This is a genomic window from Streptomyces sp. NPDC043680, assembly GCF_056436685.1.
Window position 1 is genome coordinate 77,391 of record NZ_JBWKCE010000013.1, and the last position, 26,976, is coordinate 104,366.

The window sequence follows — 26,976 nt, forward strand, 5'->3', positions numbered from 1 at the left end:
CACCGACGGCGGGCGGGCCCGGGCCGGGCCGGGCCGGGCCACGAGGTGCTACGGCGTGGGACGGCCCGCCTCCAGGTAGGCCGGGCGCCCCGCCTCACGGGCTCGCAGCGCCCGGCGCAAGCGCTCGTACCGCTGCGGCGGCAGCAGCGCGCCCGCCTCCTCCTCCGTCACGAACCTCCACTCCCGCAACTCCGGCCCCGGCAGCCGCAGCCCGGCCGCCGCCCGCTCCGACAGCCTTCCGCCGTCGAACAGCATCCGCAGCCCCCCGTACGCCGGAGGGGCCGGTGGCTCCCAGTCGACCACCAGCAGCCCCGGTGTCCGCTCCAGCGCGACGCCGAGTTCCTCCGCGACCTCCCGCACCCCCGCACGGGCCGGTGCCTCTCCCGCCTCGACGATTCCGCCCGGGAACTCCCAGCCCGGCTTGTACGTCGGATCGACCAGCAGCACCCGGTCCTCGTCGTCGAACAGCAGCACGCCCGCCGCCACCGTCTCCCGCGTCGGCTCCGGCGTCTGCACGATGTCGCAGACGCCGGCCGCATCCGTGCGCACGGCCTCGGCGATCCGCTCGGCCGTCTCCCGCACCGTCAGGCGGCCGTTGTCCACGACGTGCGCGTCGGCCGTCAGCCAGCCGCCCAACGCCTGCTGGTAGACCGGGATGTGGTCGTACGCCCACTGCCGCACCCGTACGTCCACCACCTCCGGGGCACCCGGCTCCTCCCGGGTGGCGATCCGCTCCCGCAGGATCGTTTCCGCGGGGGCGAGCAGCACATGCCGCACCGGTATCCGCCGCGCGGCGAGCCCGCCGAAGATCTCATCGCGGTACTCCTGACGCAGCAGCGTCATCGGCACCACGAGCACCCCTCCCACCTCGGAGAGCATCGCGGCGGCCGTGTCCACCACCAGGCGCCGCCAACTCGGCAGGTCCTGGTAGTCGGAGACCTCCGCGAGGCGTTTGTGCGGCAGGAGCCGGCGCAGCGTGTCACCGATGAGCTCCGGGTCGTACAGGGTGCTGTCCGGCAGGATTCCGGTCAGTTCGCGGGCCGTGCTGGTCTTCCCGGCGCCGAATGTGCCGTTGATCCAGACAATCACGTCTACCCCTCTCCCCATGGCTCGTCCGGAGCCCCCAGTGGCTTGCCCGCATCACCCTGCCACGGAAACCCGCTCCCCGGCCCAGTGCTTATCCTCAAGGTCACAGCCGTGCCCGTCGTCGTGCCCGTTGCCCTGGGAGGTTTGCGTACCGTGCCGCACACCCGTCGTCCGTCCGATCCCCGCTACGGCAACCGGCCGACCATGAAGGACGTCGCGGCCCGCGCGGGCGTCGGCCTGAAGACCGTGTCACGGGTGGTCAACGGCGAGCCGGGGGTCACCGCTGACACCGTCAGACGGGTCGAGGAGGCCATCGAGGCGCTCGGCTTCCGCCGCAACGACAGCGCGCGGGTGCTCCGCAAGGGCCGGACCGCCACCGTGGGCCTGGTCCTGGAGGACCTCGCGGACCCCTTCTACGGGCCGCTGAACCGGGCGGTGGAGGAGGTGGCCCGGGCCCACGGCGCGCTGCTCATCAACGGCTCCAGTGCCGAGGACCCGGACCGCGAGCGGGAGTTGGCGCTCGCGCTGTGCGCACGCCGGGTGGACGGGCTGATCGTGATCCCGGCCGGGGACGACCACCGCTATCTGGAGCCGGAGATCCGGGCGGGGGTGGCCACGGTGTTCGTGGACCGCCCGGCCGGCCGGATCGAGGCGGACGTGGTCCTGTCCGACAACTTCGGCGGCGCCCGGGACGGGGTCGCGCACCTGATCGCGGGCGGTCATCGCCGGATCGGTTTCATCGGCGACCACCCGCGCATCCACACGGCCACCGAACGCCTGCGGGGCTACCGTGCGGCCATGGCGGAGGCCGGACTGGCGGTGGAGGACGCCTGGGTTTCGCTCGGGCCGACGGCCCCGGAGCGCGTCACGGCAGCGGCGCGGACGATGCTGACGGGCCCGGACCCGGTCACGGCCGTCTTCGCGGGGAACAACCGGGTCACGGTGACGGTGGTACGGGTCCTTGCGCACCATCCGCGGCCGGTGGCCTTGGTGGGCTTCGACGACTTCGAACTGGCCGATCTGCTGCGCCCGGGCGTGACGGTGGTGGCCCAGGACGCGGCGGCCCTGGGCCGGGTGGCCACGGACCGCCTCTTCCAACGCCTGTCGGGAGCCGCCCTTCCCGCGACCCGCATCGAACTCCCCACCCGCCTGGTCCCCCGCGGCTCGGGCGAACTGCCCCCGGCGGCTTGACGGTTGGGTGCGTCGGACGCCGTCCGGGCCGATGCCCCACGAGCTCCGTGACCGGCGTGTCCGAGGGGGTTCAGGAGAAGGGCCGGCCGGTCGGAATCGGGCCCTGTAGGCGGGTTGTGGCCGGCCGGGGCAGAAACCTGCGAGAAGAGGAGGGCCGGGCCCGGTGGTGGTCATGCAGGACCCCACACACAGGCGGCCTTCCGGCTCCCGCCGCCGTCCGTGCCACCGACCACCACCGGGGCCCCCTCCTCTCCGCAGGCCCCCACCCCCTCCAGCCCCGCTCCCGCTACCGGGACCCATCCGGGCAGGCCCGACCACCCCGCCCCCCTCCCGAGCCCCTCCCATCCGGACCGGTCTCTCGCGCCCCTGGCCCCGGGCCGGCCCCCGGGCTGCCGTCCCTGGCGCCGGGTATGCCGCTGCCCGGCGCACGAGGAGGCGTGTGCCGGGCAGCGGGTGGCCGTGCCGGGCAGCGGATGCCCGGCACGTCGGATCAGGCGGTCGCCGTCAGCGTCGCCGAGCGGCGCGGGATGGCGAAGGCGTCCAGTTCGGCGCGGGTCAGGCCGGTCAGGGCGGTGACCTCCTCGGTACCCACCGCGCCGCAGTCGAGGCCGCGGACCAGGTAGCCGGCCAGGGCCTTGGCCGTGGCGGGCTCGTCCATCACGTCGCCCTCGATCTTGGCGACGTACGCCTTCAGGCGCGCGGCCGCGGCTTCGAGGCCCTCGCGGTAGAAGGTGAAGACCGCCGCGTAGCGGGTCGGGAGGTGGCCCGGGTGCATGTCCCAGCCCTGGTAGTAGGCGCGGGCCAGGGCGCGGCGGGTGAGGCCGTAGTGCAGCTTCCAGGCCTCGTGGACGTGCTCGGTGGTGCCGATCGGCAGGACGTTCGTCGAGCCGTCGGAGACGCGTACGCCGGTGCCGGCGGCGGCGACCTGCATGATCGCCTTGGCGTGGTCGGCTGCGGGGTGGTCGCTCGACTGGTACGCGGCGGAGACGCCCACGCAGGCGCTGTAGTCGAAGGTGCCGTAGTGCAGGCCGGTGGCGCGGCCCTTGGCGGCCTCGATCATCCGGGCCACCGTGGCGGTGCCGTCGGAGGCGACGATCGACTGGCTGGTCTCGATCTGGATCTCGAAGCCGATCCGGCCCGGGCGCAGGCCGCGGGCGGTCTCGAAGGCCTCCAGCAGCTTGACGAAGGCGGTGACCTGCTCGGCGTACGTGACCTTGGGCAGGGTCAGGACGAGGCCCTCGGGCAGGCCGCCGTGCTCCAGCAGGCCGGTGAGGAAGATGTCGGTGGTGCGGATGCCGCGGTCGCGGACGTTGGACTCCATGCACTTCATGCGGATGCCCATGTACGGGGCGTTCGTGCCGTTGGCGAAGGCTTCGGAGACGAGGCGGGCGGCGCGGGCGGCGGCCTGGTCCTCCTCCTCGTCGGAGCGGACGCCGAAGCCGTCCTCGAAGTCGACGCGGAGGTCCTCGATCGGCTCGGAGGCGAGCTTGGCCCGTACGCGGTCGTAGACGGGGACGGCCAGCTCGTCGGAGATCCCGAGGACCTTGGCGAAGGTGGCGGCGTCCGGGGCGTGCTCGTCGAGGGCCGCGAGGGCCTGGTCGCCCCAGGAGCGGAGGGTGTCCGCGGCGAAGACGTCGCCGGGCACGTAGACGGTGTGGATGGGCTGCCGGGTGCCGGGGTCGCCCGGGTAGTGGCGCGCGAGCTCCGCGTCCACCGGGGCGAGGGAGGCGCTGATGCCCTCGCTGACCGCGCCTGCGAGGCTCGTTGCCACCTTCTCCTGCTGACCCATCGTGCACTCTCCTCTTTTCCGCTTCACGGAAACTCAGATCCGTATAGCAGAATTTAGTCACGTGGTTCCGCTCAGTCAATGGTCCCTCCGCCGTGCCGGGCAAACGACTCGGGGCCGTGCGGTGAGAATCACCACACGGCCCCGGGGCCTCGGAGAAGGGCAGGTCAGCCCCTAGAGAAGCGCAGATCAGCCCTTGCGCGCCTTGATCTCCTCGGTCAGCTGCGGGACGACCGTGAAGAGGTCGCCGACCACGCCGTAGTCGACCAGGTCGAAGATCGGGGCCTCGGCGTCCTTGTTGATGGCCACGATGGTCTTCGAGGTCTGCATGCCGGCCCGGTGCTGGATCGCGCCCGAGATGCCGGAGGCGATGTACAGCTGCGGGGAGACCGACTTGCCGGTCTGGCCGACCTGGTTGGTGTGCGGGTACCAGCCGGCGTCGACGGCGGCGCGCGAGGCGCCGACGGCGGCACCGAGGGAGTCCGCGAGCTCCTCGATGATGTGGAAGTTCTCGGCGCCGTTGACGCCGCGGCCACCGGAGACCACGATCGCGGCCTCGGTCAGCTCGGGGCGGCCGGTCGACTCGCGCGGGGTGCGGGAGACGACCTTGGTGCCGGTGGCCAGGGCGCCGAAGGTGACGGCGAGCGCCTCGACGGTGCCGGCGGCCGGGGCGGCCTCGACCGGAGCCGAGTTCGGCTTGACGGTGATGACCGGGGTGCCCTTGGAGACGCGGGACTTGGTGGTGAAGGACGCGGCGAACGCGGACTGCGTCGCGACCGGACCCTCGTCACCCGCCTCCAGGTCGACGGCGTCGGTGATGATGCCGGAGCCGATGCGGACCGCCAGGCGCGCGGCGATCTCCTTGCCCTCGGCGGAGGACGGGACGAGCACGGCGGCCGGGGAAACGGCGTCGTACGCGGCCTGCAGCGCGTCCACCTTCGGAACGACGAGGTACTCGGCGAACTCGGGGGCGTCGGCGGTGAGGACCTTGACCGCGCCGTGCTCGGCGAGCGCGGCGGCGGTGTTCTCGGCGCCGGCGCCGAGGGCGACGGCGACGGGCTCGCCGATGCGGCGGGCCAGGGTCAGCAGCTCAAGGGTGGGCTTGCGGACGGCGCCGTCCACGTGGTCGACGTAGACGAGGACTTCAGCCATGGGAATGCTCCTGCGAATGCGAAGTAGTCAGGGGGCGATCGAGAGGGTGTCGGCTGAAGCTCTTAGATGAACTTCTGACCGGCCAGGAACTCGGCCAGCTGCTTGCCGCCCTCGCCCTCGTCCTTGACGATCGTGCCGGCGGTGCGGGCCGGACGCTGCGCGGCGGAGTCCACCTTGGTCCAGGCGCCTTCCAGACCGACCTCGTCGGCCTCGATCTCCAGCTCCTCCAGATCCCAGGACTCCACCGGCTTCTTCTTGGCGGCCATGATGCCCTTGAAGGAGGGGTAGCGGGCCTCGCCCGACTGGTCCGTCACCGAGACGAGCGCCGGGAGGGGGGCCTCCAGCTGCTCGCTCGCGGTGTCGCCGTCGCGGCGGCCGGTCACGGTGCCGTCCTCGACCTTGACCTCGGAGAGCAGGGTGACCTGCGGGACGCCCAGGCGCTCGGCCAGGATCGCCGGGAGGACGCCCATGGTGCCGTCGGTCGAGGCCATGCCGGTGATGACCAGGTCGTAGCCGGCCTTCTCGATCGCCTTGGCGAGCACGAGCGAGGTGCCCATGACGTCGGTGCCGTGCAGGTCGTCGTCCTCGACGTGGATGGCCTTGTCGGCACCCATGGACAGCGCCTTGCGCAGCGCGTCCTTGGCGTCCTCGGGGCCCACCGTCAGGACGGTGATCTCGGCGTCGTCGGCCTCGTCGGCGATCTGCAGCGCCTGCTCGACGGCGTACTCGTCGAGCTCCGACAGCAGACCGTCCACGTCGTCGCGGTCGACGGTCAGGTCATCGGCGAAGTGCCGGTCGCCGGTGGCGTCGGGCACGTACTTCACACAGACAACGATCCTCAGGCTCACGCCGGCTCTCCTACCGCATCGTCTTTTTCTGATACCGCCTTGTGCAGGCAGCATAGGCGCCTTGTCGGGCGGATCCCGGTCGGGGCGGCCCGCGCTCCGAAGGGAATGTTACTCGTCAGTACACCCTGGGTGCCCCCAGGAGGCAAGGCCGGTGAGCTGTGATCTGTCCAACGCCGCCCTAACCCGCCCCAGCAGGGACGATTCAGTCGCGCAACGCGTTGAAGCGACCTTGGTGGTACAGCAGGGGACGACCTTCCCCGGCCGGGTCCCCGGCAACCGCCTCCGCGATGATCACCCGGTGCTCGCCGGCCGGAACCCTCGCCACGACGCGGCACACCAGCCACGCCAGGACGCCGTCCAGCAGCGGGACCCCGTGCGGGCCCGGGGCCCACCCGGTGGCCGGCCCGAAGCGGTCGGCTCCGCTGCGGGCGAACAGGCCGGCCAGGTCACGCTGGTGCTCGCCGAGTATGTGGACGCCCAGGTAATCGGAGTCGCGTATCGCGGGCCATGTGGAAGCCCCCGTGGCGATGGTGAAGGACAGCAGGGGCGGATCGGCGGAGACGGAGTTGAGCGAGGTCGCGGTGAAGCCGACCGGCCGGCCGCCGTCCTCGGCGGTGATCACGGCGACGCCCGCCGCGTGCCGCCGGAAGACGGAGCGCAGCAGGTCGGGCGAACCGGGCTGCGCCGAGCCGGAGGGCGGGGACGGCGCCGGGGGCGGGGAGGCGAGTGCGGACGAGGTGGTGTGGGCCGTCGAGGCCGTCATGGGAAGGCTTCCTTCTGCCGCACGGGGCGGCGGACGCGGGCGCGGTCGGTTCGGGTGTCGGATCCGTTCAGTGGCCCCGACAGCGCGCGCTCGCGTGGCGGACGAGGTCCACGTGGACCCGTCCGTACAGCAGGAGTTCGTACCGCATGCCGCCAGCCTGGCGATCACCCGTGTACACAGTCAAGCCGCGGCGGGCAGATGCGAGGCGCGTCACGGTGTGTGCGGGCGTGTGCACCGGCGCTCCGGTCATACGGCGGCGCCCAGCGCGGCGATCACGTCGGCCTTGCGCGGCATCCCGGCCGCCCGCCGCACGATCCGGCCCGCGGCGTCCAGGACGAGCACGGTGGGTGTCTTCTCGATGCCGAGGGCGCGGACCAGCTCAAGGTTCTGTTCGGCGTCGATCTCGATGTGCTCGACTCCGTCGACCAGTTCCGCCACCTCGGTGAGGATCCGCCGGGTGGCCCGGCAGGGCTGGCAGAACGCGCTGGAGAACTGCACCAGGCTGGCCCGCTCCCCCGGCTCCGCGCCCAGCTCGGCGGCGCCCAGCCGTCCCCCGCCGGCGCCCCGCCCGCGCCCGGTCCCGTCCTCGCGCACCGCTGCTCCCCTCGCCGCCGTCGCCGGTGTCCGTCGTTTCCTCGCCGGCGTCCGTCGTTCTCACGGGACCCCGGTTGCCGCACCATCGTCCTACGTTCGTACGCTGATCCGAGCGCCCGGGACACGCTCTGCATTCCCCGCGTGACAAGAATCTCTCCGGGTACAAGGGTCTGGGCTGGCTACCAGCCCGCGTTTGGGGCACGATCCCCAAGGGCTGCGTACCTACGCAGCCGTAACTTCCGGCCGGGAGAACCTCCCCAGGCAGAAAGCGGGGTCCCCCCAGCATGGCTGAGCTCGTCTATCCCCCGGTGATCGGCGCCGCGCACACCCTCTTCCGGGCGCTGGACATCCGTATCGACATGAAGGGCACCGAGAACATCCCGCGCAAGGGCGGGGCGGTCCTGGTGTCGAACCACATCGGCTACCTCGACTTCATCTTCGCCGGCCTGACGGCCCGGCCGCAGAAGCGCCTGGTGCGCTTCATGGCGAAGGAGTCGGTGTTCCGGCACAGGGTCTCCGGACCGCTGATGCGCGCGATGAAGCACATCCCGGTGGACCGCAAGCAGGGTGAGACCGCCTACGAGCACGCCCTCGACTCCCTGCGCTCCGGGGAGATCATCGGCGTGTTCCCGGAGGCGACGATCTCCCAGTCCTTCACGCTCAAGAGCTTCAAGTCGGGTGCGGCTCGGATGGCCCAGGAGGCCGGCGTCCCGCTGATCCCGGTGGCGCTGTGGGGAACCCAGCGGCTGTGGACCAAGGGCCGCCCGAAGAACCTCAAGCGCAGCCACATCCCTGTGACGATGCGGGTCGGCGAGCCCATCGAGGCGCCGACCGACCAGTACGCCGGGGCGATCACCCGCCGCCTGCGCGAGCGGGTCCAGGAGCTGCTGGAGGCGGCGCAGCGCGCCTACCCGGCCACGCCGAAGGACGCCGAGGACGCCTGGTGGCTGCCCGCCCACCTGGGGGGAACCGCGCCGACGGCCGCCCAGGTCAAGGAAGCGGGCTGAGTCCCCACCTCTGGGACGGATGAGCGTACGGTCCCGCCAGGCGCCGGGGCCGTACGCGGTCAGGCCGTCAGTTCGGGTTGTCGGCGTGGGTCAGGGTCTCCCACGCCTCGAAGTGGTTCTCGGTGCCCGCCGGACGCCGGCCCTCGGTGAGCCTGCGGGTGTTCTCCATGCCGATGCCCAGCCGGGTGTGCAGGGCGTTGTAGCCGACCTCGGTGGCGGGGCCGATGCCCCTCTTCAGGCTGCCGCCGCAGAGCCAGGAAGGCACCGGCGCACCGAGTTCGTACTGCGCGTGGAAGCCCAGCGCGTGCCGGAACCGGTCCTTGAACCGGGGATACAAGTCGACGCCCTGGATCCGGGAGGTCTCGGCGACGTGCATGGTCGCCGCGATCCCCATGCCGGTGTGGCCGAAGTCCCGGCAGGTCTCCTGGGCCAGGCCGTCCACGAAGGTGCTCTGGCCGTGCCAGTACTCGACGAGCTCGCTGCGGGTGTCGATGCCGGAGCGCGGCGGGTACGCGGGCTGCGCGCCGTCAGAGGCCAGGTAGAAGTAAGCGGGGACGCGGCCGACGTAGACGGCCATGGCCTTGTCGTAGCTCGTGCGGTCGTCGAGGTGGACCGCGATGCCGACCGCGGCGTCCATCATGATCAGTTCCCAGTTGCCGTTGCTGTTCGGCCGGCCGTTGATCACCTCGGGCAGGTAGACCTCGCGCAACATGCCCGCGAAGCGCGCCTGGTTCGGCCAGCCTCCGGTGTACGCGTGCTTGATGATCTCGGCGGCGGCGCGGCCAGGTGGAGCCGGCCCAGCCGCTCTGCAGCGGGGCGTTGCTGTTGGTGTGGTCCTTGATCTTCGCCGACCAGGCGTCCATCAGCTCGATCGACTTCTTCGCGTACCGGGTGTCCCCGGTGAGGTACCAGGCGAGGGCGTCGGTGTACGCGGCGATGGCGTCCTCGCGTTCGTCGGAGCAGCCGATGTCCGGGTTGGAGTACGAGCCGCACTCGACGACGGCACGCGGTCGGGGCGTCCGCGACAGCGAGGCGTACGGGCTCGCGAGCATGGCGTCGAACGCGCCCTTCCACGGCTGCCGGCCTTCCTGCACCCTGGCGCGTACGAAGTCCAGTTGGGGGCGGCTGGTGAGGACGCCGGGGTGGGTGAACGCGGCCGGGACCACCGCCTGTTGGACGGTGGCGGCGGCAGCGGGGCCGGCCTGTGCGGTGGGGGTGGGCATGAGTGCCGCGGCAAGGCCCAGGGCGAGGGCCGCGATCCCGATGGGAACTCCGTAACGCATGAAGCGCCTCCGTCGGAGGTGAGGGGACGGGACTTCCTGACCGAACGTACTCATGAGCATGCCAAGGTGACAACGTTATCGACAGGAAACTTTCCTATCGGATGGCGCCACACCGGACGACGACAGCGGAATCCGGCGCGGGCCCGTCAGCGCCCCGGCTCCTCACGCCTGCGCCTCCGGTGCGCCGCCACCCGCACCCGGGTGGCGCACGCGGTCGAGCAGTAGCGGCGGGCGCTGCCGGGGCCGGCGCCGAGGAAGAGCCGCCCGCACCCCTCCGCGGCGCAGGCCCCCCAGGCGATCCGCCCGTGCTCGGTGAGCAGCCCGGCCAGGGCCAGGGCGCCCGAGGCCAGGAACCAGGCTCCCCACCCGGCCTCTTCACCCCGGTCCACGTGCAGGTGCCAGGGGTGGCCGTCGTGCCGGGTGAGGCGGGGCCGGGTGGCGTACTGCTCGAACAGCGCGTTCAGGGCGCCGACGGCACGGTCCTCGTCGGTCTCGGCGAGCAGCACCGCCATCCGCGCGGCGGCGGAACGCAGTTCGGCCGCGTCAGCCTCGCCGAACTCCTGCTCCGTGAGGTCCGCCGGGCGCTCCCCGTGCCGGGTGAGGAGCGCCGCGAGCTCGCCGCGCGGGAGGCCGGGGTCGGCCCGGACCGCCTCGGCGAGGTCGAGCAGCCGCCGGGCGGCCGAGAAGCCCTGCACGGAACCGGTCATGGCCGCTCTCCTGCCGCACTCCACCCGGATGACGTAACGTCTTGTACCGCTAACACGTTACCAACGTGGAGGGGATTCGGGGATGGGCGGCTTCGGGCGGTACCTGGCGGCGGCAGTGGCGGCGCGGTTGGCCTCCGAAGGCATGGGCCTGGCGGTGGTCCTGCTCGCTCTGGATCGGACCGGGAGCGCGGGGCACGGGGCCTTCGTGCTGACGGCTTGGCTGGCCCCGCACGTGCTGGCGGCTCCGCTCGCCGGGGCGGCCGCGGCCCGGGCCCGCCGGCCGAGGCTGTTCCACGTGGGCGCCCTGGCCGGGTTCACGTGTGCGGTGGCGGCGCTCGCGCTGCTGCTCGGCCGGGCCCCGGTGCCCCTGGTGCTCGCCACGGCGGTGCTCGGCGGCAGCTGCGGGCCGATGGTGACGGGCGGAATGTCCAGCCTGGTCGCCGGTCTGGTCCCGGCGGGGGCCCGGCGCGACCGGGCGTATGCATGGGACGCGGCCACCTACAACGCCGCGGCGGTCACCGCTCCGGCGGTGGTCGGCCTGGTCGCGGCGCTGGGCTCCGCCGCGCCCGCGATGGCCGTGCTCGCGCTGGCCGGAGCCCTCGCGGCCGCCCTGGCCGCGACGCTCCCCTACGGGAACGGCGGCGCAGAGCGGGTGCCCGCTTCGCTGCGGGCCGGGCTGGGCGCCGGTCTGGCGACCCTGTGGCGGATCCGGGAGCTGCGGGCGATCACCTCCGCGACGACCCTGGCCTTCCTCGGCATCGGCTCGCTCACCACCACCGCGGTCCTGCTCGCCACCCGGCTCGGCAGCCCGGGCGGCGGGGGCGTGCTGATGACCGCATTCGCCCTGGGTGCGCTGGCGGGCTCGCTGACCCTGGGCCGGATCACGGCAGCCGAGCCGGGGCGGTCGGCGCGCTGGGCCATGGCGGGGACCGGGGCCGCCCTGGCCGCGGCCGCCTTCAGCCCCTCCCTCGCCGTCGGGGCGGCGCTGTTCGCGGTGGCCGGCGTGTGCGACGGGCCGCTGCTGACGGCCACGCTCCGGATCCGCTCGGAGTACGCCCCGGATGCCGTCCGGACCCAGGTGTTCACCCTCGGGGCCGGCCTCAAACTGACCGCCGCCTCACTCGGCGCGGCGCTGGTCGGCGTCACCGCCGGAGCTCCGCCGCAGGCCCTGCTGGCCGGGATCTCCGTCCTGCTCCTGGCGGCGGCCCTGCTGCACGCCCTGCTGGCGCGCCCCCGGGGATCCGTACCCGCGGCGCCGGCTACAGCGCCGTCGGCAGGTTCCGCCACAGCTCGGGCCGGTCGGCGGACTCCTGGAGCGCCTTGAGCGTGGCCGGGTGCGGGGCGGCGTACACCTCGGGGTAGTCGACCTCGCCGAGCTCCGGCCGTACGGGAAAGGCCAACTGCTCGCCGTCCAGGGAGAACTGGGCGTCCACGCCGGGCTTGTTGCCGCGCGGGTCCTGGCGGTACCACCGGCTGCTGCAGGGCATCCGGAGGGCGACCAGGCCGTGCACGGCGGGGTTCGCACCGTCGTCGTCGGCGAGCCGCTGGTAGCAGAAGCCCGCCGGGACGCCCCGGGCCCGCAGCAGGGCCACCAGCACGTGGGACTTCGCGTAGCAGATGCCGTTGCGGGTGCTCAGCACGTCGGAGGCCCGCCAGGCCACCCGCAGATCCCCGGAGTCCGCCGAGTGCGGGATCGTGTCACGCACGAGTTCGAACGCGGTCTTGGCGTATGAGTATGCATCTCCGGTGGCGGACCACAGGGTCTCCGCGGTCTCCTGCACCAGCTGATGCCAGTGATCAACGGCCTGGTCAGACCCCAGATAGTCGTGGATGTCGGGGTTCTGCTGGATCAGCTGCATACGTCCGAGCATAGGCATGCCTCCGACCCCAAATCAATAGATTTGCAGCCGGAGGCATAAATATTCAGTTGGAGCCAAGGTCAACAGGACTACCGGGCCAGCTCTTCCTTGAGTGCCTGGAGGAAGCCGTCCACGTCCTCCTCCTGGGTGTCGAAGCCGCACATCCAGCGGACGTGACCGGCGACCTCGTCCCAGAAGTAGAACCGGTACCGCTGCTGGAGCCGCCGAGAGACCTCGTGGGGCAGCTTCGCGAACACGGCATTGGCCTGCACCGGGTAGAGGATCTCGACCCCGTCGGTCTCCCGCACGCCCGCAGCCAGCCGCTGGGCCATCGCGTTGGCGTGCCGCGCATTGCGCAGCCACAGGTCCTTCGCGAGCAGCGCCTCCAACTGCACCGACACGAACCGCATCTTGGACGCGAGCTGCATCGACATCTTGCGGATGTGCTTCATCTGCCGGACCGCGTCGGGATTGACCACGACGATGGCCTCGCCGAACATCATGCCGTTCTTCGTGCCGCCGTAGGACAGCACGTCCACGCCCACCGCGTTGGTGAAGGTGCGCATGGGCACGTCGAGGGAGGCCGCGGCGTTGGCTATTCGTGCCCCGTCGAGGTGCACCTTCATGCCGTTGCCGTGTGCGTGCTCGCAGATGGCCCGGATCTCGTCCGGGGTGTAGACCGTGCCCAGCTCGGTGTTCTGGGTGATCGAGACGACCTGCGGCATCGCCCGGTGCTCGTCCTCCCAGCCCCAGGCCTGCCGGTCGATGAGCTCGGGGGTGAGCTTGCCGTCCGGGGTCGGGACGGTGAGCAGCTTGAGCCCCGCCATCCGCTCGGGTGCCCCGCCCTCGTCGACGTTGATGTGCGCCGTCTCGGCGCAGATCACCGCGCCCCAGCGGTCGGTCAGCGCCTGGAGGGCGGTGACGTTCGCGCCGGTGCCGTTGAAGACGGGGTACGCCTGCGCGTACGGGCCGAAATGGCTGCGGATGATCTTCTGCAGGTTTTCGGTGTACTCGTCCTCGCCGTAGGCGACCTGATGGCCGCCGTTGGCCAGGGCGAGGGCTTCCAGGATCTCTGGATGAACCCCCGCGTAGTTGTCGCTCGCGAACCCGCGGACCGCCGGATCGTGGTGCCGGCGGGCATCGGTCTTCACGGTTGCGGAGTGAGCCACAGACGCTGTCCGTTCACATCGGTGGCGGGCCGGTCCCATACGCCGGCGATGGCCTCGGCCAGCTCCTTGACGTCGGTGAAGCCCGCGAACTTCGCATTGGGGCGCTCGGCGCGCATCGCGTCGTGCACCAGTGCCTTGATCACCAGGATGGCAGCCGCGGCGCCCGGGCCCTCCTCGCCCCCCGCCTTGCGGAAGGAGTCGGCCATGGCGAGCGTCCAGGCCTCGGCGGCCGCCTTGCCGGCGTTGTACGCGGCGTTGTTGGCGACGGGCTTGTGCGCGCCGGACTGGCTCACCAGCACGTAGCGGCCGCGGTCGCTGCGCAGCAGGCCGTCGTGGAAGGCGATCGAGGTGTGCTGGACGGTGCGGATGAGGAGCTTCTCCAGGAAGTCCCAGTCCGCGAGGTCGGTCTCGGTGAAGGAGGTGCTGCCGCGCCAGCCGCCGACCAGGTGGACCAGGCCGTCCACGCGGCCGAACTCCTTCTCGGTCCGCTCGGCCCACGCCTTGGTGGCGTCGAGGTCGAGCAGGTCCACGGTGTCGCCGGTGACGGTGGCGCCGCCGTGGGCGTAGCGCGCCGCGTCCACGGCTTCGGCGAGCCGCGCCGGGTCGGCGTCGGACGCCACGACCACGGCGCCCGCCTCGGCGAGGCGGAGCAGGGTGGCGCGGCCGGCGGGCCCGCCGGCCCCGGCCACCGCCACGACGGCCCCGTGCAGCGGGCCGTTGCCGTTCCCGGCGATCCCAGAGTCGTTCATCTGTGCAGCCTCCTGTGGGCGAACGCTCACGCGGCGGCTCGCTCGGCCGTCTCGGCGTTCACTGCAGTGATGCCCTTGGTGGAGGCGATCACTCCCTTGAGCTTCTTCGCGAGCGCCTCATAGAACATGCTCAGCGGAAACTCGTCGGGAAGCACGTCGTCCACCAGCTTGCGCGGCGGCTGCGTCAGGTCGAGGGCGTCGGGGCCCTTGGCCCACTTGGAGCCCGGGTGGGGGGCGAGGTAGGTGGAGACGAGCTCGTACGCCTTGAACCAGTGGACGAGCTTCGGGCGGTCGATGCCGGCCCGGTAGAGGTCCTCGATCTCGGCGCACAGCTGGTTGGTGACCTGGGGGGCGCGCATCCAGTCGATCTTCAGCGTGTTGTCCGTCCAGCGCACGACGTCGTGCTTGTGGAGGTACGCGAAGAGGAGCTGGCCACCGAGGCCGTCGTAGTTGCGGTTGCGGTCGCCCGAGACCGGGAAACGGAACATGCGGTCGAACAGGACGGCGTACTGCACGTCACGGCCGTGCTCGTTGCCCTCGGACTCCAGCTTCACGGCCTCCTTGAAGGCGGTGAGGTCGCAGCGCAGCTCCTCCAGGCCGTACATCCAGAAGGGCTGGCGCTGCTTGATCATGAAGGGGTCGAACGGCAGGTCGCCGTGGCTGTGGGTGCGGTCGTGGACCATGTCCCACAGGACGAAGGCCTTCTCACAGCGCTCCTGGTCCTCGACCATCCGCGCGATGTCCTCGGGCAGCTCGATGCCGAGGATGTCGACGGCGGCCTCGGTGACCTTGCGGTAGCGCGCGGCCTCGCGGTCGCAGAAGATGCCGCCCCAGGTGAAGCGTTCGGGGGCCTCGCGGACGGCGATGGTCTCCGGGAAGAGCACGGCGGAGTGGGTGTCGTAGCCCGGGGTGAAGTCCTCGAAGGTGATGCCGAGGAAGAGCGGGTTGTCGTACCGGGTGCGCTCCAGCTCGGACAGCCACTCGGGCCAGACCATCTTGAGGACGACGGCCTCGAAGTTGCGGTCCGGGTTGCCGTTCTGCGTGTACATGGGGAAGACGACGAGGTGCTGGAGCCCGTCGGCGCGCTCGGCGGCCGGGTGGAAGGCCATCAGGGAGTCCAGGAAGTCCGGCACCTTGAAGCCGTCCGCGACCCACTTGCGCAGGTCGCCGACCAGCGCCTTGTGGTACGCGGTGGCGTGCGGCAGCAGCGGAGACAGCGCCTCGACGCCGCTGACCACCCGCTCGACGGCGGTCTCGACCTGCGCCGGAGCCGGGGCGCCGACGGCCTCGAAGTCGATGGAACCGTCCTTGGCCTGCCAGGGGCGGATCTCCTCCACGGCGGCCTTGAGCTCGGGCCACGCGGGGTGGTCGACCACCCGCGCACCGGCGGTTATCACCGCACCGGCAGAACCCGGCACAAGAGTTTCCGTCATGTCACTTCCTCCACAGGAGAACCTCACGTCAAGGCAGCGTATGCATGTAAGGGTCTCCTGTTCAAGTGGGAGATCGGGAAATTATCCTGCCCAACCCCCATCGTTACCGTAATTCTTCCCGCCGGGCACCGTCCCGGCGATGGCTTCGGCGATCCGGTCGAGTGCGGAACGGGCTGCGGGCAACAGGCCGTTCAGCGCGAGGAACCCGTGGAACATCCCCGGATGGTGGTCCCGGCGCGCCGCCGTGCCCGCCGCGCGCAGGCGCCGTACGTACGCGGCCCCCTCGTCGCACAGCGGATCGCAGCCCGCCGTGACCACGTGGGCGGGCGGCAGTCCGGCGAGGTCGGCCCTCCCGGGCGAGGCCAGCGGATGGCGCCCGTCACCGCCGGGTCCGAGGTACTGCTGCCAGAACCAGCGCAGGTGGGCGGCGGTCAAGAAGCAGCCCTCGGCGTTGCGGCGGTACGAGCCGCTGTCCTGCGCGGCGTCCAGGGCCGGGTAGACGAGCGCCTGGAGGGCGACGGCCGGCCCCCCGTGCGCCCTGGCCAGCAGCAGGGAGGCGGCTGCCAGGTTGCCCCCGGCGCTGTCCCCGGCGACCACCAGCGCGCCCGGATCGCCGCCCAGCCCGGCGACCTGGGCGCCGGCCCAGTGCAGCGCCGCGTAGGCGTCGAAGACGGCGGCCGGGAAGGGGTCCTCCGGGGCCCGCCGGTAGCCGACGGACACGAAGACGGCCCCGGAGGCCCGGCAGAGCGCACGGACGGTGGCGTCATGGCTGTCCAGGTCGCACAGGACCCAGCCGCCGCCGTGGCAGAACACGACGGTCGGCCGGGGGCCCGGCCACCGCTGCGGATCGGGACGGTAGACCCGCACCGGCAGGGACGGCGCTCCGGCCGGCCCGGGGATCTCCCGGTCCTCGACGGCGCCGACGGCGGGCCGCGGGACGCCGGCGGCCGCGCCGGACGCGGCGGCGAGGACGCGGCGGGCCTCGACGGCATCGGTGACGCGCCCGCCGACGTCGGGGAAGGCGGCGGCCAGCGCTTCCACCCAGGGCCGGGCGGCGGGGTCGAGCCGGTCGGTCGGATCGCTCACGGCAGGGCTCCTCACGCGCCGCGGAAGTGGGGGATGACCTTCTCGCCCCACTGCCGCAGGGTCTCCAGACAGGCCTCCTGCGGCACGGTGCCCATCTGGACCAGGCACATGACCTCGTCGGCGCCCGCCTGCCGGAGCCGTTCGACGTGGGCGATGGCGTCGTCCGCGCTGCCGTACGCGTGGTCGGCGTTGAAGGTGGCGGTCGAGGCCGGCCGGACGGGGATGTGCTGCTCATGCAGCCGGGCCACCACCTGCTCGGCTGCCCTGCGCAGCTCCGCGGCCTCGTCCGCCCCCGCGACCACCGCCTCGTCCGGGACGCCGGACCCCCCGTACCAGTGGCCGATGGACTGGGCGAAGAACCGCTGCCCGCGGATGCCGATCCGCCGGGCCTCCTCGCGGTCGTCGAGCACGATGGTCGGGCAGAGCACCGAGAAGTGGTCGTTGACGACGGTGGAGACGAAGCGGTCGCCGGCCCGCCGGGCGAGCGCCCGGTCGTAGGCCGCCCGCATCCCCGCGACGGACTCGGGTCCGGCGAAGCCCATCACCAGGGCCCCGATGCCCAGCTCGGCGGCCTGCTCCAGGGTCTCGGTGCGGCTGCAGGCCAGGAAGAGGGGTGGGTGGGGGGTCTGCCGGGGCCGCGGGAGGATCGGGTGGGGGTCGATGTCCAGCAGCGCGCCGTGGTACTCCAGCTCCTCCTCCTGCCAGGCCCTGCCGATGATCCGCAGGGCCTCCTCGACCTCCTGCGCGGTGCGGTCGCGGTCGACCCCGCACAGGGAGGTCTCCTGCTCGGTGCCGCCGCGCCCGGCGCCCAGGTCGACCCGGCCGCCGGAGAGCAGGTCGAGCATGGCGGCCCGCTCGGCGACCCGGACGGGATGGTTGAAGCCGAAGGGCATGCACACGACGCCGTGGCCGATGCGTATGGTGCGCGTCCGGGCCGCGACCCAGGTCAGGAAGATCTCCGGCGCGCTCATGTGGGCGTACCACTTCAGCGAGTGGTGCTCCACGGCCCAGATCCGGTCGAAGCCCATCCGCTCGGCGAGCACGGCCTGCTCGACGCTGTCGCGGATGACCTGGTGTTCGCGCTCCACGGTGGGGTCGGCGAGCTGGGCTTCGAAGATCACGGAAAATTTCACGGTGCCTCCAGGGTTGCGTCCCGTGCCCGGTCTTACTTCAATTCGGAATATGACTAGTAGTCAGAACTCGAAGAAGCAAGACATACGACGGCACGAGCAGGAGCGCAGCGGGCGGAATCCCGACCTGCCGGCCACGGCGTGGGCGGTGCTCGGGCTGCTTTCCTTCCCCGGGGAGCGCACCGGCTACGAGCTGAAGAAGTGGGCGGACTCCTCGCTGCGGTTCTTCTACTGGTCGCCGGCGATCAGCCAGATCTACGCCGAACTGCGCCGCCTGGAGGAACTGGGGTACGCGGCTTCCGCTCGCTCCGGCCCCGAGGAGGCGCGGGCCAAGCGCCGCTACGCCATCACCCCCGCCGGACGCGAGGCCCTGGCGGGCTGGGCCTGCGACACCGCCGACGCCGGTCCCCCGGTGCTCAAGCACGGGCTGCTGCTGCGGATCTGGCTGGGGCACCTCGCCGAGCCGGAGCGGTTGCGCACGCTGGTGGGCGAGCACCTGGAGCGCACGCGGGCCGAGCTGGCCGCCGTACGGGAGGCCGTGGCGCAGGCGGCCGGGGTGCCGCAATGGGCCTTCCCCGCCCTGGCGCTGCGCTGGAGCGAGCGCCATCACCTGGCGGAACTCACCCTGGCCAAGGCCCTGTTGGCGGATCTGGCGGAGCTCGCGCCGACGGGGCCCGGTGCCGGGACCGGCCGCCGTCAAGGCGGTGGGGACGCGCCCACGCGCGGGTGACGCGGCGGGCCCCCGGACGGACGTACGGCGGCGCGGAACCCCGGCGGGAACCGGCCGTCGGCTTCGCCGCAGGCTCTGCACGGCCGGTCCCAACGCATCGGCGGCGCACTAGCATGCGTCCTCACCGCGCGCGGCCGGCAGGGACACCGCGACCGCGCGGGGAGCCGCCGTCGACGGAAGCGAGAGAACCTTGACTTTCCTCACCATCGGTCACCGCGGGGTCATGGGTGTCGAACCGGAGAACACCCTGCGGTCGTTCGTCCGCGCGGAACGCTCCGGTATGGACGTCATCTCCATGGATGTGCAGCTCAGCAAGGACGGCGTCCTCGTCGTCCTGCACGACGCCGAAGTGGACCGCACCACCGACGGCACCGGGGCCGTCGCCGACCTGACCCTGGGGGAACTGCGCGAACTGGATGCCGGGGACGGCGAGCGCGTGCCGGTCTTCGAGGACGTCCTGGACGCCGTCCGCACCCCGCTGCAGGTGTCGGTCGCGGACGTGGCCGCCGTCGCCGTGCTGGCGGAGCTGGTGCTGCGCCGGGACCTGAGCGCGCGGGTGGAGGTGGCCTCCTTCCACGACGCGGTGCTCGCCGAGACGGCCCGCCGGGTGCCCGGTGCCCGGACCGCCCTCTACGCGGACCTGGGCGGCGACGAGGCCGAGGACATCGTGGACCGGGCCCTGGCCGCGGGCGCCCGTACCGTCGCGCTGAACCTGCGGCGGCTCACCCTGGAGACGGTGGAGGCGGCGCACCGGGCCGGGCTGCGGGTGACCGGATGGACGGTGAACACCCTGGAGCAGCTGCGACTGGCGCGCGCCCTCGAACTGGACGGCGTCGCCACCGATTTGCCGGAGATCCGCAGCACCGGCCGGTTCACGGCCTGAGCTCCGGCTGTAGGGCGGCGGCGGGCGCTCCCGTGCCCCTGCCGGCCTACAGCTCCTTGACGAGCAGCTCGAAGGCCAGGTCGTCGCGGAGCGGAATGCCGAAGCGCTCGTCGCCGTAGGGGAAGGGGCTCAGCTCACCGGTGCGCCGGTAGCCGCGGCGCACGTAGTAGGCGATGAGCTCCTCCCGTACGTTCACCACCGTCATCCGCATCTCCTTGGCGCCCCAGGTCTCGCGGGCGAACTGCTCGGCCTCGGCCAGGATCTCCTTGCCGAGGCCGCCGCCCTGGAGTCCGGGGCGGACCGCGAACATGCCGAAGTAGGCGTGGTCACCGCGGTGTTCGAGCTGGCAGCAGGCGACGAGCTCGCCCGCGCGCTCGACGGCGAGGACGGTGCCGTCCTCAGCCTCGATGATCGAACGGACCCCGGCCTCGTCGGTGCGCTGCCCGTCGAGGAAGTCCGCCTCCGTGGTCCAGCCGGCGCGGCTCGCGTCGCCGCGGTACGCCGACTCGACGAGCACCACCAGCTCCGGTACGTCCGCCTCCACGGCGCTGCGGAAGCTCAGGGAGGCGGGGTGGGCGGTCGACATCGGGGGCTCCGTTCTGCTCGGCGGCATATGACATGCCCGGTGCGGCACCCAGAGCCTAACCCGGGGCGGCGTGCGGCCGTCCGGGCCTGGGCATCCCTTCGGTGACGCCGACCAACCGGGGGGTACCGCCGTGCACGGTCCGATGTCCTTTCCCGCCGTGTTCTCCGCCTGGCTGCTGGTGCTGCTGTGTGCCGTGAGCGGGGCGTACTGCCTGCGGCGGGTGACCCGGGCGGGCGGTCCGGACCGGGAGGCGCGGGGCGCGGCGGCCGGTGAGGCGCTGATGGGCTTCGGGATGGCGGCGATGGCGGTGCCCGCGGGCATCGGGCCCTGGGGTCCGCGGCTCCTGCTGGCCGTCTTCTGCGGGGCGGCGCTGCACGCGCTGTGGCTGCTGCGGGCCGGGGTGCACCATGCGCACCACCTGGTCGGTTCGCTGGCGATGGCCTACATGGCCCACCTGGCGTACCTGGAGCCGCCCCTGGCCGGCCACGGGAGCGGCGCCGGCCTCCCGCTCGTCACGGGAGTGCTGCTCCTGTACTTCGCGGGGTACGTGCTGCTCGGCGGGGCGCGCCTGGTGGCGGTGGGCGGGGGCGGGCAGCCGGCCGCGGGCGGTCCGCCCGCGAGGTCGGCGGAGCTGGCGCGCGCCTGCCGACTGGCCATGGGGATCGGGATGTTGGCGATGCTGCTGACCATGTGAGCCGGGGCAAACGTGTCCTGCGTCACCAATCCCGCGGGAGCGTACCCGCAGGTAGGCCCGCGCTCATAGGCTGGCGGCCATGATGGTCCCCGCAGCTCTCCTGTTGCTCGGCGTCCTGACCGCGGTGCTCGCGCCGCGCCTCCTGGCCCGGGCCGAATGGCCCGAGCGCGAACCCGTCGTCGCCCTGTGGGTGTGGCAGTGCGTGGTGGGCGCGGTGCTGCTGTGTTTCGCCCTGTCGATGGTGCTGAGTGCGGCCGCCGCCTGGCTGGCGGTACGGGGCCGGCTCTTCGCCGCCGCCCCGCACGGGGTGGTCGAGGCGTACGCACTGGGCCCGACCGGTGGCCCGTGGGCCGTCGGCACGGCGCTGGTGCTCGCCGGCGGCGGGCTGTGGACGGGGGCCCGGCTGACCCGGGAGGTGCTGCGGGCGCGGGCCGGGCGGCGGGCCCGGGGCGCCGAACTCCTCGTACGGGCGCCGCTGCTGCCCGGGGAGGTGCCGGCCGGGGCGCGACTGGTGGTCCTGGAGGGGGCGCGGCCCGACGCCTGGTGGCTGCCCGGGGCGGCCCCCCAGCTGGTGGTGACCACGGCGGCGCTGGGCCGGCTCAAGGGCGCCCAGCTGGACGCCGTACTGGCGCACGAGCAGAGCCATGCGGAGGCCCGGCACGACTGGCTGCTGCACTGCTCGCGGGCGCTGGCGGGCGGTTTCCCGCAGGTGCCGGTGTTCGCGGCGTTCGAGGAGGAGATGCACCGGCTCGTCGAGCTGGCGGCCGACGACGTGGCCTCGCGGCGGTTCGGGCGGCTCACGGTGGCGCTGGCGCTGGTCGGACTCAACGAGGACCGCGGGGTCTTCGCGGCGACGACGAACCCGCAGCCGCACGTGTCGGAGCGGGTGCGCAGGCTGCTCTCCGCGGCGCCGCGGCTCTCGGCGGGGCGCCGGCTGCGGCTGGCGGCGCTGGCCACCCTGGTGCCGGCGGTGCCGCTGCTCGTGGCGGTCGTGCCGGGGCTGAGCGCGCTGGCCTGAGCGCCGGCCCGAGCGCCGGCCCGAGTAAGCGGGTACTGCGGGAGTGGTGCCGTGCGGGGCGGCGGGTGAGGCTGCGCCGCCCCGCGCGTGCCCGCCCGTCCGGCGCGTCGGCCGGGTGCGAGGATCTCCCGCATGCGGAGCGAGCGGGTCAGGTGGACGGGGATCGGTTGCGCGGTGCTCGCCGTGGTCCTGACGGCGCTGGTATCGGCCCGCTGGAGACCGCTCCTGTCGTACGACGACCAGGCCGTGCTCCGGCTCCACCCGTACGCCGTCGGCCATCCCGGCGTCACCCACCTGGTGCGGATCCTGACCGACTGGGTGTGGGACCCGTGGACCATGCGCGCCCTCACCGCCGCAGCCTGTGTGTGGCTGTGGTGCCGCGGTGAGCGCGAGCGGGCCCTGCGGATCGCCGCGGCCACGGTGGCCGCGGCGGCGGTGCAGCAGGCGCTGAAGGCTTTGGTGGGGCGGGAGCGGCCAATGTGGCCGGATCCGATCGCCACGGCGCACTTCGCCGCGTATCCCTCGGGCCACGCGATGACGGCGGCGGTGGTGTGCGGACTGCTGCTGTGGCTGCTCCCCCGGGCGGGGCCGAAGCGGAGGGCGTGGGCGGGTGCGGCGTGGGCGCTGGCGGCCGTCTCGGTGCTCGGGGTCGGCTTCACCCGGGTCTACGTCGGCGTGCACTGGCCGTCGGACGTGGTCGGAGGCTGGCTCCTCGGCGCGGCCCTGGCGGCGCTGGCGATCTCGCTGCCCCTGCACCGACATCGGCCGGAAACCGGCGTGTCATGAGGGGGTGGGCGTACCTGCTCTGGGCGATCCCCCGTGTCACCCAGAGCAGGCGACCCCGTGCGCTGAGTATATTGGCTGGGAGCCAGTCAACGCAGGAGTAAGCATGTCCCCGCGCAATGCATCGGTCAATGAAGAATTGCGCAGACGTTCCCGGGAGCGGCTGCTCCAGGCCACGGTCGAACTCGTCGCCGAGCACGGCTACGAGGCCACGACGCTCGGCGACATCGCCGACCGGGCGGGCACGGCCCGCGGCCTGGTGTCGTACTACTTCCCGGGCAAACGGCAGCTGCTGCAGTCGGCGGTGCACCGGCTGATGCACCTGACGCTGGACGCCGCCCTGGAGCGGGAGCCGCGCACCGACGACGGCCGCGAGCGCCTCGCCCGCGCCATCGACGCGATCCTCGGGCTGGCCCGCGACCAGCCGCTGCTGATGCGGACCCACATGGCGGGCATCCTGCAGGCCGAGGGCTTCGTGCAGTGCCCGGAGCAGCAGCGGCTGGCGCAGCTGCTCCGGGACACCGTCACCCGGTACGGCTCGGCGGACGTGGACACCGACTACCCGCTGCTGCGGGCGCTGCTGATGGGCGCGGTGGTGGCGGTGCTGCTGCCGGGCGCGCCCATGCCGCCGGCCCGGCTGCGGGCGGAGCTGTTCCAGCGCTACGGGCTGGACTGGGAGCTCGGCGTCCCGCCGGACGGCGGACCGCCCGACGGAACGTTTCCGCTCAGCGGCGCGCAGGGCCCGCGGCCGGATCAGTGATACGCGGGCTGGCTCTGGACGTTGAGCCGGTCCATGTACACCCATTTCGCGCTCTCGGTGCGCCAGTCGTCGACCCGGAGCACGTCGAGGCCCTTGGTGATGTCGTTCGAGTAGATGTGTCCGTTGTAGTAGTACGCCGACCAGGACCCGCCGAGGCCGAGCGCGTCCGTGGTGAGCGGACCGCGCTCGAAGTAGCCGATCTCCCGGGGGCTGGCGGAGTCGGTGAAGTCCCAGACCGAGACCCCGCCCTGGTACCAGGCCTGGACCATGATGTCGCGGCCGGCGGCGGGGATCAGCGAACCGTTGTGGGCCACGCAGTTCTCGGTGTCGGCCTGGAGTCGCGGGATCTTGAAGTAGCTGCGGAAGACGAGTTTGCGCTGGTCGCCGCTGCCGGTGATGTCGTAGATCCCGTCGGCACCGCGGTTCGGGCCGGTGGCCTCGTTGCAGGTGGCGCCGCCACCGCCGCCCAGCTCGTCGGTGAACACCACCTTGTCGGCCTTCTCGTTGAAGGTCGCCGAATGCCAGAACGCGAAGTTCACGTTGTCCTGCACGCGGTCGATGACCCTCGGCTGCTCGGGCTTGCTGATGTCGAAGAGGATGCCGTCGCCCATGCAGGCGCCCGCGGCCAGGTTCTTGGACGGCAGCACCGTGATGTCGTGGCACCCGGTGGTCTTAGAGACGCCGGGGTTGGTGGGCGCGCCCGGGTTGCCGCCGTCCGGGAAGAGGACCGGGAAGGCGACGACCGCCGCCTGCGTCGGGGCCTTCTTCGGGACCTTGACCACGGAGATGCCGTCGTGCGGCGGCCGGCAGTCGGGGAAGGCCTCGTTCGGCGAGTACGAGGCCACGTAGAGGTAGACGTCGCGGCCGCCCGGCACCAGGGTGTGGGTGTGGGAGCCGCAGTTGGTCTCGACGGACTTGATGTACTTGGGGTTCTTCTTGTCCTTGATGTCGAAGATCTTGATGCCCTCCCACGATGACTTCTCCGTCGCGGGCTGCGAGACGCTGTTGCAGGAGTCGTCGCTGCGCGAGGAGTCGGTGGAGAGGAAGAGCAGGTCGCCGTGGACGGACACGTCGTTCTGGCCGCCGGGGCAGAGCACCTGGCTCACGACCTTCGGGGCCTTGGGATTGCCGATGTCGTAGATCGTGAAGCCGTTGTAGTTGCCCGCGTAGGCGTACTTGCCCTGGAAGGCCAGGTCGGAGTTGATGACGCCCGGATAGGTGCTGGGGATGTTGGCCAGGGGTTTGACGTTGGCGCTGTGGACGACCTCGTCCTGGCCGGGGATCTCGCCGGGGGCGAGTTCGCGGCCGGCGTCCGGTCCTGCGGCGGGGGCGGCGCCCTGCCGGAAGGCGCCGCCCGGCGATAAGTCGCCGGGGTCGGGGGTGGCGGACGCGGGGCCGGCTGCAAGCAGCGTGGCGAGCAGCCCGGCCGCGGCGGCGGCCACGGACAGGCTCCTGCGCCGCGCGCCGGTGGTGCGCTCTGAGGTCACTGTGCCCTCCCATCGGAGTCCGGTCGATTCCGTCCCGGGTGGGAACGGAACCTGGACCCCGGCAGTATGTTCCTTTCATGGACATGGCAAAAGGGTTACTCGGCCGGACTGCCGGGGCGGCCGTGGCCGCCGCGGTCCTTCTCGCACTGGCCGGCTGCCGGGGCGGGGACGGTGCGGACGAGGGGAAACAGGACGGCGCGGCAGTCATCGCCCCCGGCAGACCGGGCGAGGCGGCCCGCACCCTCTCCCCCGGGGAGGCGGCCCGACGGCAGCCCGACGACAGTCCGAACGCGGCCGACCGGGCCTACGTCCAGCACATGATCGAACACCACCGCCAGGCCCTCGCCATGAGCGCGCTGGTCCCGGCGCGGGCCTCGGCGGACCCGGTCAAACGGCTCGCCGAGCGGATCTCGGCCGCTCAGCAGCCCGAGATCTCCGCCATGCAGAAGTGGTTGGCGCGCTACCCGCAGCCCTCCGCCGGGGCCGGCGCCGGCCACGACCACGGCGCGATGCCCGGCATGGCGAGCGAGCAGCAGCTGGCCGAGCTGGCAGGCGCCCGGGGGACGGACTTCGACCGGCTCTTCCTGCGGCTGATGACCGCCCACCACGAGGGGGCCGTGAAGATGGCCGCCGAGGTGCTGGCCGGCGGGAACAACGGCGCGGTGGAGGAGATGGCCAACGAGGTCGTGGCCACCCAGAGCGCCGAGATCCACCGTATGCGCGCGATGAGCTGACGGGCGCGGGGCCTGGTGTCATGCTGGAGAACACCTGCGGGAGGAGCTCCGCCGTGCTTCGTGTCGCCGTCGTCGGTTCGGGCCCCAGCGGGGTCTACGCCGCTCAGACACTGGTCCAGCAGCGCGAGGTGCCGGGCGTCCGCGTGGACGTACTGGACCGGCTGCCGGCGCCGTACGGCCTCGTGCGGTACGGGGTCGCCCCCGACCACGAGAAGATCAAGTCGCTCCAGGGCAGCCTGCGCACGGTGTTGGAGGACGAACGGATCCGCTTCCTCGGCCATGTGGAGGTAGGCGGGCCCCTGCTGTCCACCGGTCGGCTGCTGGAGCTCTACCACGCGGTGGTGTACTGCGTGGGAGCGGCGCGCGACCGGCTGCTGGGGATTCCCGGCGAGGAGCTGGCCGGGGTTCATTCCGCGACCGAGTTCGTCGCCTGGTACAGCGGACACCCCGATACGGCGGCAGAGGCATTCGACCTGGCCGGGGTGGGCTCGGCGGTGGTCATCGGGGCGGGCAACGTCGCGGTGGACGTGACGCGGATGCTGGCCCGGGGCGAACCGGAGCTGGCGCCGACGGACATGCCGCAGCCCGCCCTCGGCGTGCTCGCGGGCAGCGGGGTGCGGTCGGTGGCGATGGTCGCCCGACGCGGCCCCTCGCAGGGGAAGTTCACCACCAAGGAGCTGCGGGAGCTCGGCACTCTGCCGGGCGTGGGCGTGCGGGTGGACCCCGCGGAGCTCGCCCTCGACCCCGCCTACGCCGACCCGGGCGCCGCCGCCGCGCTGCCCGCGGTCGCCCGGCGCAACCTTGAGGTGCTGCGCGGCTGGGCGGAGCAGGACCCCGACGGGACGCCGCGGGCCATCACCCTGCGGTTCTACCTGCGCCCGGTGGAGCTGCTGGACGGCCCCGGCGGCCGGGTTTCGGGGGTGCGCTTCGAGCGGACGGCTCCGGACGGGAGGGGCGGTGTCACCGGAACGGGTGAGTACGAGGACGTCGAGGCGCAGTTGGTGCTGCGCTCGGTGGGCTACCAGGGCGTCCCGCTGCCGGGCCTCCCGTTCGACCCGGCGACGGCCACGGTCCCGCATGCGGCCGGGCGGGTGCTGCGCGGGGGCCGGGTCTCGGTCGGCGAGTACGTGGCGGGCTGGATCAAGCGCGGCCCCACAGGGGTGATCGGCACCAACCGCCCCTGCGCCAAGGAGACCGCCTCCTCGCTGCTGCAGGACGCGGGTGCGCTGGCCCGCCGGGAGCTTCCGGACGACCCCCTGGACGCCCTGCGGGCGGCGGGCCTGGAGCCGGTGGAGTGGCCGGGCTGGCTGGCGATCGAAACGGCCGAGGCGGCCCTCGGCCGCTCCCTGGGCCGCGGCTCGGTGAAGATCCCCGACTGGACCGGCCTCCTGACCGCGGCCGCCGCGGACCGCCCGACCGGCTAGTGCTGTGGCCGGGAAGGTTTGCCGGGTCGCGTTG

26 protein-coding genes and 1 pseudogene are annotated in these 26,976 nt (G+C 72.7%); 11 read left to right on the plus strand and 16 right to left on the minus strand.

Annotated elements, in window-relative coordinates:
- Positions 1–48: 48 nt before the first annotated feature.
- Positions 49–1,089 (minus strand): NUDIX hydrolase, encoded by a 1,041-nt coding sequence (locus AC0666_RS24110; protein ID WP_478708268.1) that lies wholly within the window; start codon positions 1,087–1,089, stop codon positions 49–51.
- A 201-nt stretch (positions 1,090–1,290) separates the two neighbouring features.
- Between AC0666_RS24110 and AC0666_RS24115 the strand changes: the two genes are divergently transcribed.
- Positions 1,291–2,277, plus strand: coding sequence for a LacI family DNA-binding transcriptional regulator (locus AC0666_RS24115; RefSeq protein WP_468965397.1), 987 nt, complete (start codon positions 1,291–1,293; stop codon positions 2,275–2,277).
- Positions 2,278–2,767: 490 nt separating this feature from the next.
- On the opposite strand, the gene AC0666_RS24120 is transcribed toward AC0666_RS24115, so the two are convergent.
- From AC0666_RS24120 to AC0666_RS24140, 5 genes are all read right to left on the minus strand, one after another.
- Positions 2,768–4,066 (minus strand): DUF6986 family protein, encoded by a 1,299-nt coding sequence (locus tag AC0666_RS24120; protein ID WP_468964471.1) that lies wholly within the window; start codon positions 4,064–4,066, stop codon positions 2,768–2,770.
- Positions 4,067–4,252: 186 nt separating this feature from the next.
- Positions 4,253–5,215, minus strand: a complete 963-nt coding sequence (locus AC0666_RS24125; protein WP_361713290.1) for an electron transfer flavoprotein subunit alpha/FixB family protein — start codon at positions 5,213–5,215, stop codon at positions 4,253–4,255.
- A 62-nt stretch (positions 5,216–5,277) separates the two neighbouring features.
- The gene (locus tag AC0666_RS24130; protein ID WP_478708269.1) at positions 5,278–6,063 is read right to left on the minus strand and encodes an electron transfer flavoprotein subunit beta/FixA family protein; all 786 of its coding nucleotides are present in this window, start codon (positions 6,061–6,063) and stop codon (positions 5,278–5,280) included.
- A 202-nt stretch (positions 6,064–6,265) separates the two neighbouring features.
- Positions 6,266–6,826: a flavin reductase family protein gene (locus AC0666_RS24135; protein ID WP_478708270.1), complete on the minus strand. Its 561-nt coding sequence runs from the start codon at positions 6,824–6,826 to the stop codon at positions 6,266–6,268.
- Positions 6,827–7,072: 246 nt separating this feature from the next.
- Positions 7,073–7,420, minus strand: coding sequence for a thioredoxin family protein (locus AC0666_RS24140; RefSeq protein ID WP_468579701.1), 348 nt, complete (start codon positions 7,418–7,420; stop codon positions 7,073–7,075).
- Between the two features lie 284 nt (positions 7,421–7,704).
- Here AC0666_RS24140 and AC0666_RS24145 point away from each other — a divergent pair, with 284 nt between their 5' ends.
- Positions 7,705–8,427 (plus strand): lysophospholipid acyltransferase family protein, encoded by a 723-nt coding sequence (locus AC0666_RS24145; RefSeq protein WP_361713297.1) that lies wholly within the window; start codon positions 7,705–7,707, stop codon positions 8,425–8,427.
- 67 nt (positions 8,428–8,494) lie between these two features.
- Here the strand turns inward: AC0666_RS24145 and AC0666_RS24150 are convergent.
- Positions 8,495–9,710: pseudogene (locus AC0666_RS24150) on the minus strand (alginate lyase family protein).
- Positions 9,711–9,856: 146 nt separating this feature from the next.
- Positions 9,857–10,417, minus strand: a complete 561-nt coding sequence (locus AC0666_RS24155; protein WP_468964463.1) for a CGNR zinc finger domain-containing protein — start codon at positions 10,415–10,417, stop codon at positions 9,857–9,859.
- Between the two features lie 82 nt (positions 10,418–10,499).
- Here AC0666_RS24155 and AC0666_RS24160 point away from each other — a divergent pair, with 82 nt between their 5' ends.
- A complete protein-coding gene (locus AC0666_RS24160; RefSeq protein WP_478708271.1) occupies positions 10,500–11,741 on the plus strand; it encodes an MFS transporter in 1,242 nt (413 codons plus the stop codon).
- Here the strand turns inward: AC0666_RS24160 and AC0666_RS24165 are convergent.
- From AC0666_RS24165 to AC0666_RS24190, 6 genes are all read right to left on the minus strand, one after another.
- The gene (locus AC0666_RS24165) at positions 11,677–12,276 is read right to left on the minus strand and encodes a transglutaminase-like domain-containing protein (RefSeq protein WP_468964459.1); all 600 of its coding nucleotides are present in this window, start codon (positions 12,274–12,276) and stop codon (positions 11,677–11,679) included. The two genes, AC0666_RS24160 and AC0666_RS24165, sit on opposite strands and share 65 nt — an antisense overlap.
- 89 nt (positions 12,277–12,365) lie before the next feature.
- Positions 12,366–13,427 carry a threonine aldolase family protein gene (locus AC0666_RS24170; protein ID WP_361713303.1) on the minus strand — a complete coding sequence of 354 codons (1,062 nt, stop codon included), beginning with the start codon at positions 13,425–13,427 and terminating at the stop codon, positions 12,366–12,368.
- Complete coding sequence (locus tag AC0666_RS24175; protein WP_468579695.1) at positions 13,424–14,194, minus strand: SDR family NAD(P)-dependent oxidoreductase; 771 nt, start codon at positions 14,192–14,194, stop codon at positions 13,424–13,426. Before AC0666_RS24175 ends, AC0666_RS24170 begins: the two co-directional genes overlap by 4 nt.
- Before the next feature lie 26 nt (positions 14,195–14,220).
- On the minus strand, positions 14,221–15,627 hold the full coding sequence (locus AC0666_RS24180) for a DUF6421 family protein (RefSeq protein ID WP_468964457.1): 1,407 nt from the start codon (positions 15,625–15,627) through the stop codon (positions 14,221–14,223).
- A gap of 81 nt (positions 15,628–15,708) precedes the next feature.
- Positions 15,709–16,713, minus strand: coding sequence for an alpha/beta hydrolase (locus tag AC0666_RS24185; RefSeq protein WP_478708272.1), 1,005 nt, complete (start codon positions 16,711–16,713; stop codon positions 15,709–15,711).
- 11 nt (positions 16,714–16,724) lie between these two features.
- Positions 16,725–17,846, minus strand: coding sequence for an LLM class flavin-dependent oxidoreductase (locus tag AC0666_RS24190; RefSeq protein WP_468964453.1), 1,122 nt, complete (start codon positions 17,844–17,846; stop codon positions 16,725–16,727).
- A gap of 49 nt (positions 17,847–17,895) precedes the next feature.
- On the opposite strand from AC0666_RS24190, the gene AC0666_RS24195 reads away from it, so the two are divergent.
- Positions 17,896–18,573, plus strand: a complete 678-nt coding sequence (locus tag AC0666_RS24195) for a PadR family transcriptional regulator (protein WP_468964452.1) — start codon at positions 17,896–17,898, stop codon at positions 18,571–18,573.
- A gap of 190 nt (positions 18,574–18,763) precedes the next feature.
- Positions 18,764–19,456 carry a glycerophosphodiester phosphodiesterase gene (locus AC0666_RS24200; RefSeq protein WP_468964450.1) on the plus strand — a complete coding sequence of 231 codons (693 nt, stop codon included), beginning with the start codon at positions 18,764–18,766 and terminating at the stop codon, positions 19,454–19,456.
- 46 nt (positions 19,457–19,502) lie between these two features.
- Here the strand turns inward: AC0666_RS24200 and AC0666_RS24205 are convergent, their stop codons facing one another.
- Complete coding sequence (locus tag AC0666_RS24205; RefSeq protein ID WP_468579686.1) at positions 19,503–20,042, minus strand: GNAT family N-acetyltransferase; 540 nt, start codon at positions 20,040–20,042, stop codon at positions 19,503–19,505.
- Positions 20,043–20,184: 142 nt separating this feature from the next.
- Here AC0666_RS24205 and AC0666_RS24210 point away from each other — a divergent pair, with 142 nt between their 5' ends.
- The 4 genes from AC0666_RS24210 to AC0666_RS24225 all read left to right on the plus strand — a co-directional run bounded on the left by AC0666_RS24210 (position 20,185) and on the right by AC0666_RS24225 (position 23,297).
- Positions 20,185–20,736 (plus strand): DUF5134 domain-containing protein, encoded by a 552-nt coding sequence (locus tag AC0666_RS24210; RefSeq protein ID WP_468964448.1) that lies wholly within the window; start codon positions 20,185–20,187, stop codon positions 20,734–20,736.
- Positions 20,737–20,815: 79 nt separating this feature from the next.
- Positions 20,816–21,754 (plus strand): M56 family metallopeptidase, encoded by a 939-nt coding sequence (locus AC0666_RS24215; protein ID WP_468579684.1) that lies wholly within the window; start codon positions 20,816–20,818, stop codon positions 21,752–21,754.
- A 132-nt stretch (positions 21,755–21,886) separates the two neighbouring features.
- Entirely contained in the window at positions 21,887–22,540 is a 654-nt protein-coding gene (locus AC0666_RS24220; protein WP_478708273.1) for a phosphatase PAP2 family protein, read from the plus strand.
- A 103-nt stretch (positions 22,541–22,643) separates the two neighbouring features.
- The gene (locus AC0666_RS24225) at positions 22,644–23,297 is read left to right on the plus strand and encodes a TetR/AcrR family transcriptional regulator (RefSeq protein WP_468964443.1); all 654 of its coding nucleotides are present in this window, start codon (positions 22,644–22,646) and stop codon (positions 23,295–23,297) included.
- Here AC0666_RS24225 and AC0666_RS24230 read toward each other — a convergent pair.
- Entirely contained in the window at positions 23,291–24,784 is a 1,494-nt protein-coding gene (locus tag AC0666_RS24230; protein WP_468964441.1) for an LVIVD repeat-containing protein, read from the minus strand. The two genes, AC0666_RS24225 and AC0666_RS24230, sit on opposite strands and share 7 nt — an antisense overlap.
- Positions 24,785–24,861: 77 nt before the next feature.
- On the opposite strand from AC0666_RS24230, the gene AC0666_RS24235 reads away from it, so the two are divergent.
- Together AC0666_RS24235 and AC0666_RS24240 are read left to right on the plus strand one after the other, a co-directional pair.
- Positions 24,862–25,518 (plus strand): DUF305 domain-containing protein, encoded by a 657-nt coding sequence (locus tag AC0666_RS24235; protein WP_468964439.1) that lies wholly within the window; start codon positions 24,862–24,864, stop codon positions 25,516–25,518.
- Positions 25,519–25,571: 53 nt separating this feature from the next.
- Entirely contained in the window at positions 25,572–26,942 is a 1,371-nt protein-coding gene (locus AC0666_RS24240; protein WP_468964437.1) for an FAD-dependent oxidoreductase, read from the plus strand.
- The last annotated feature ends 34 nt before the right edge of the window (positions 26,943–26,976 follow it).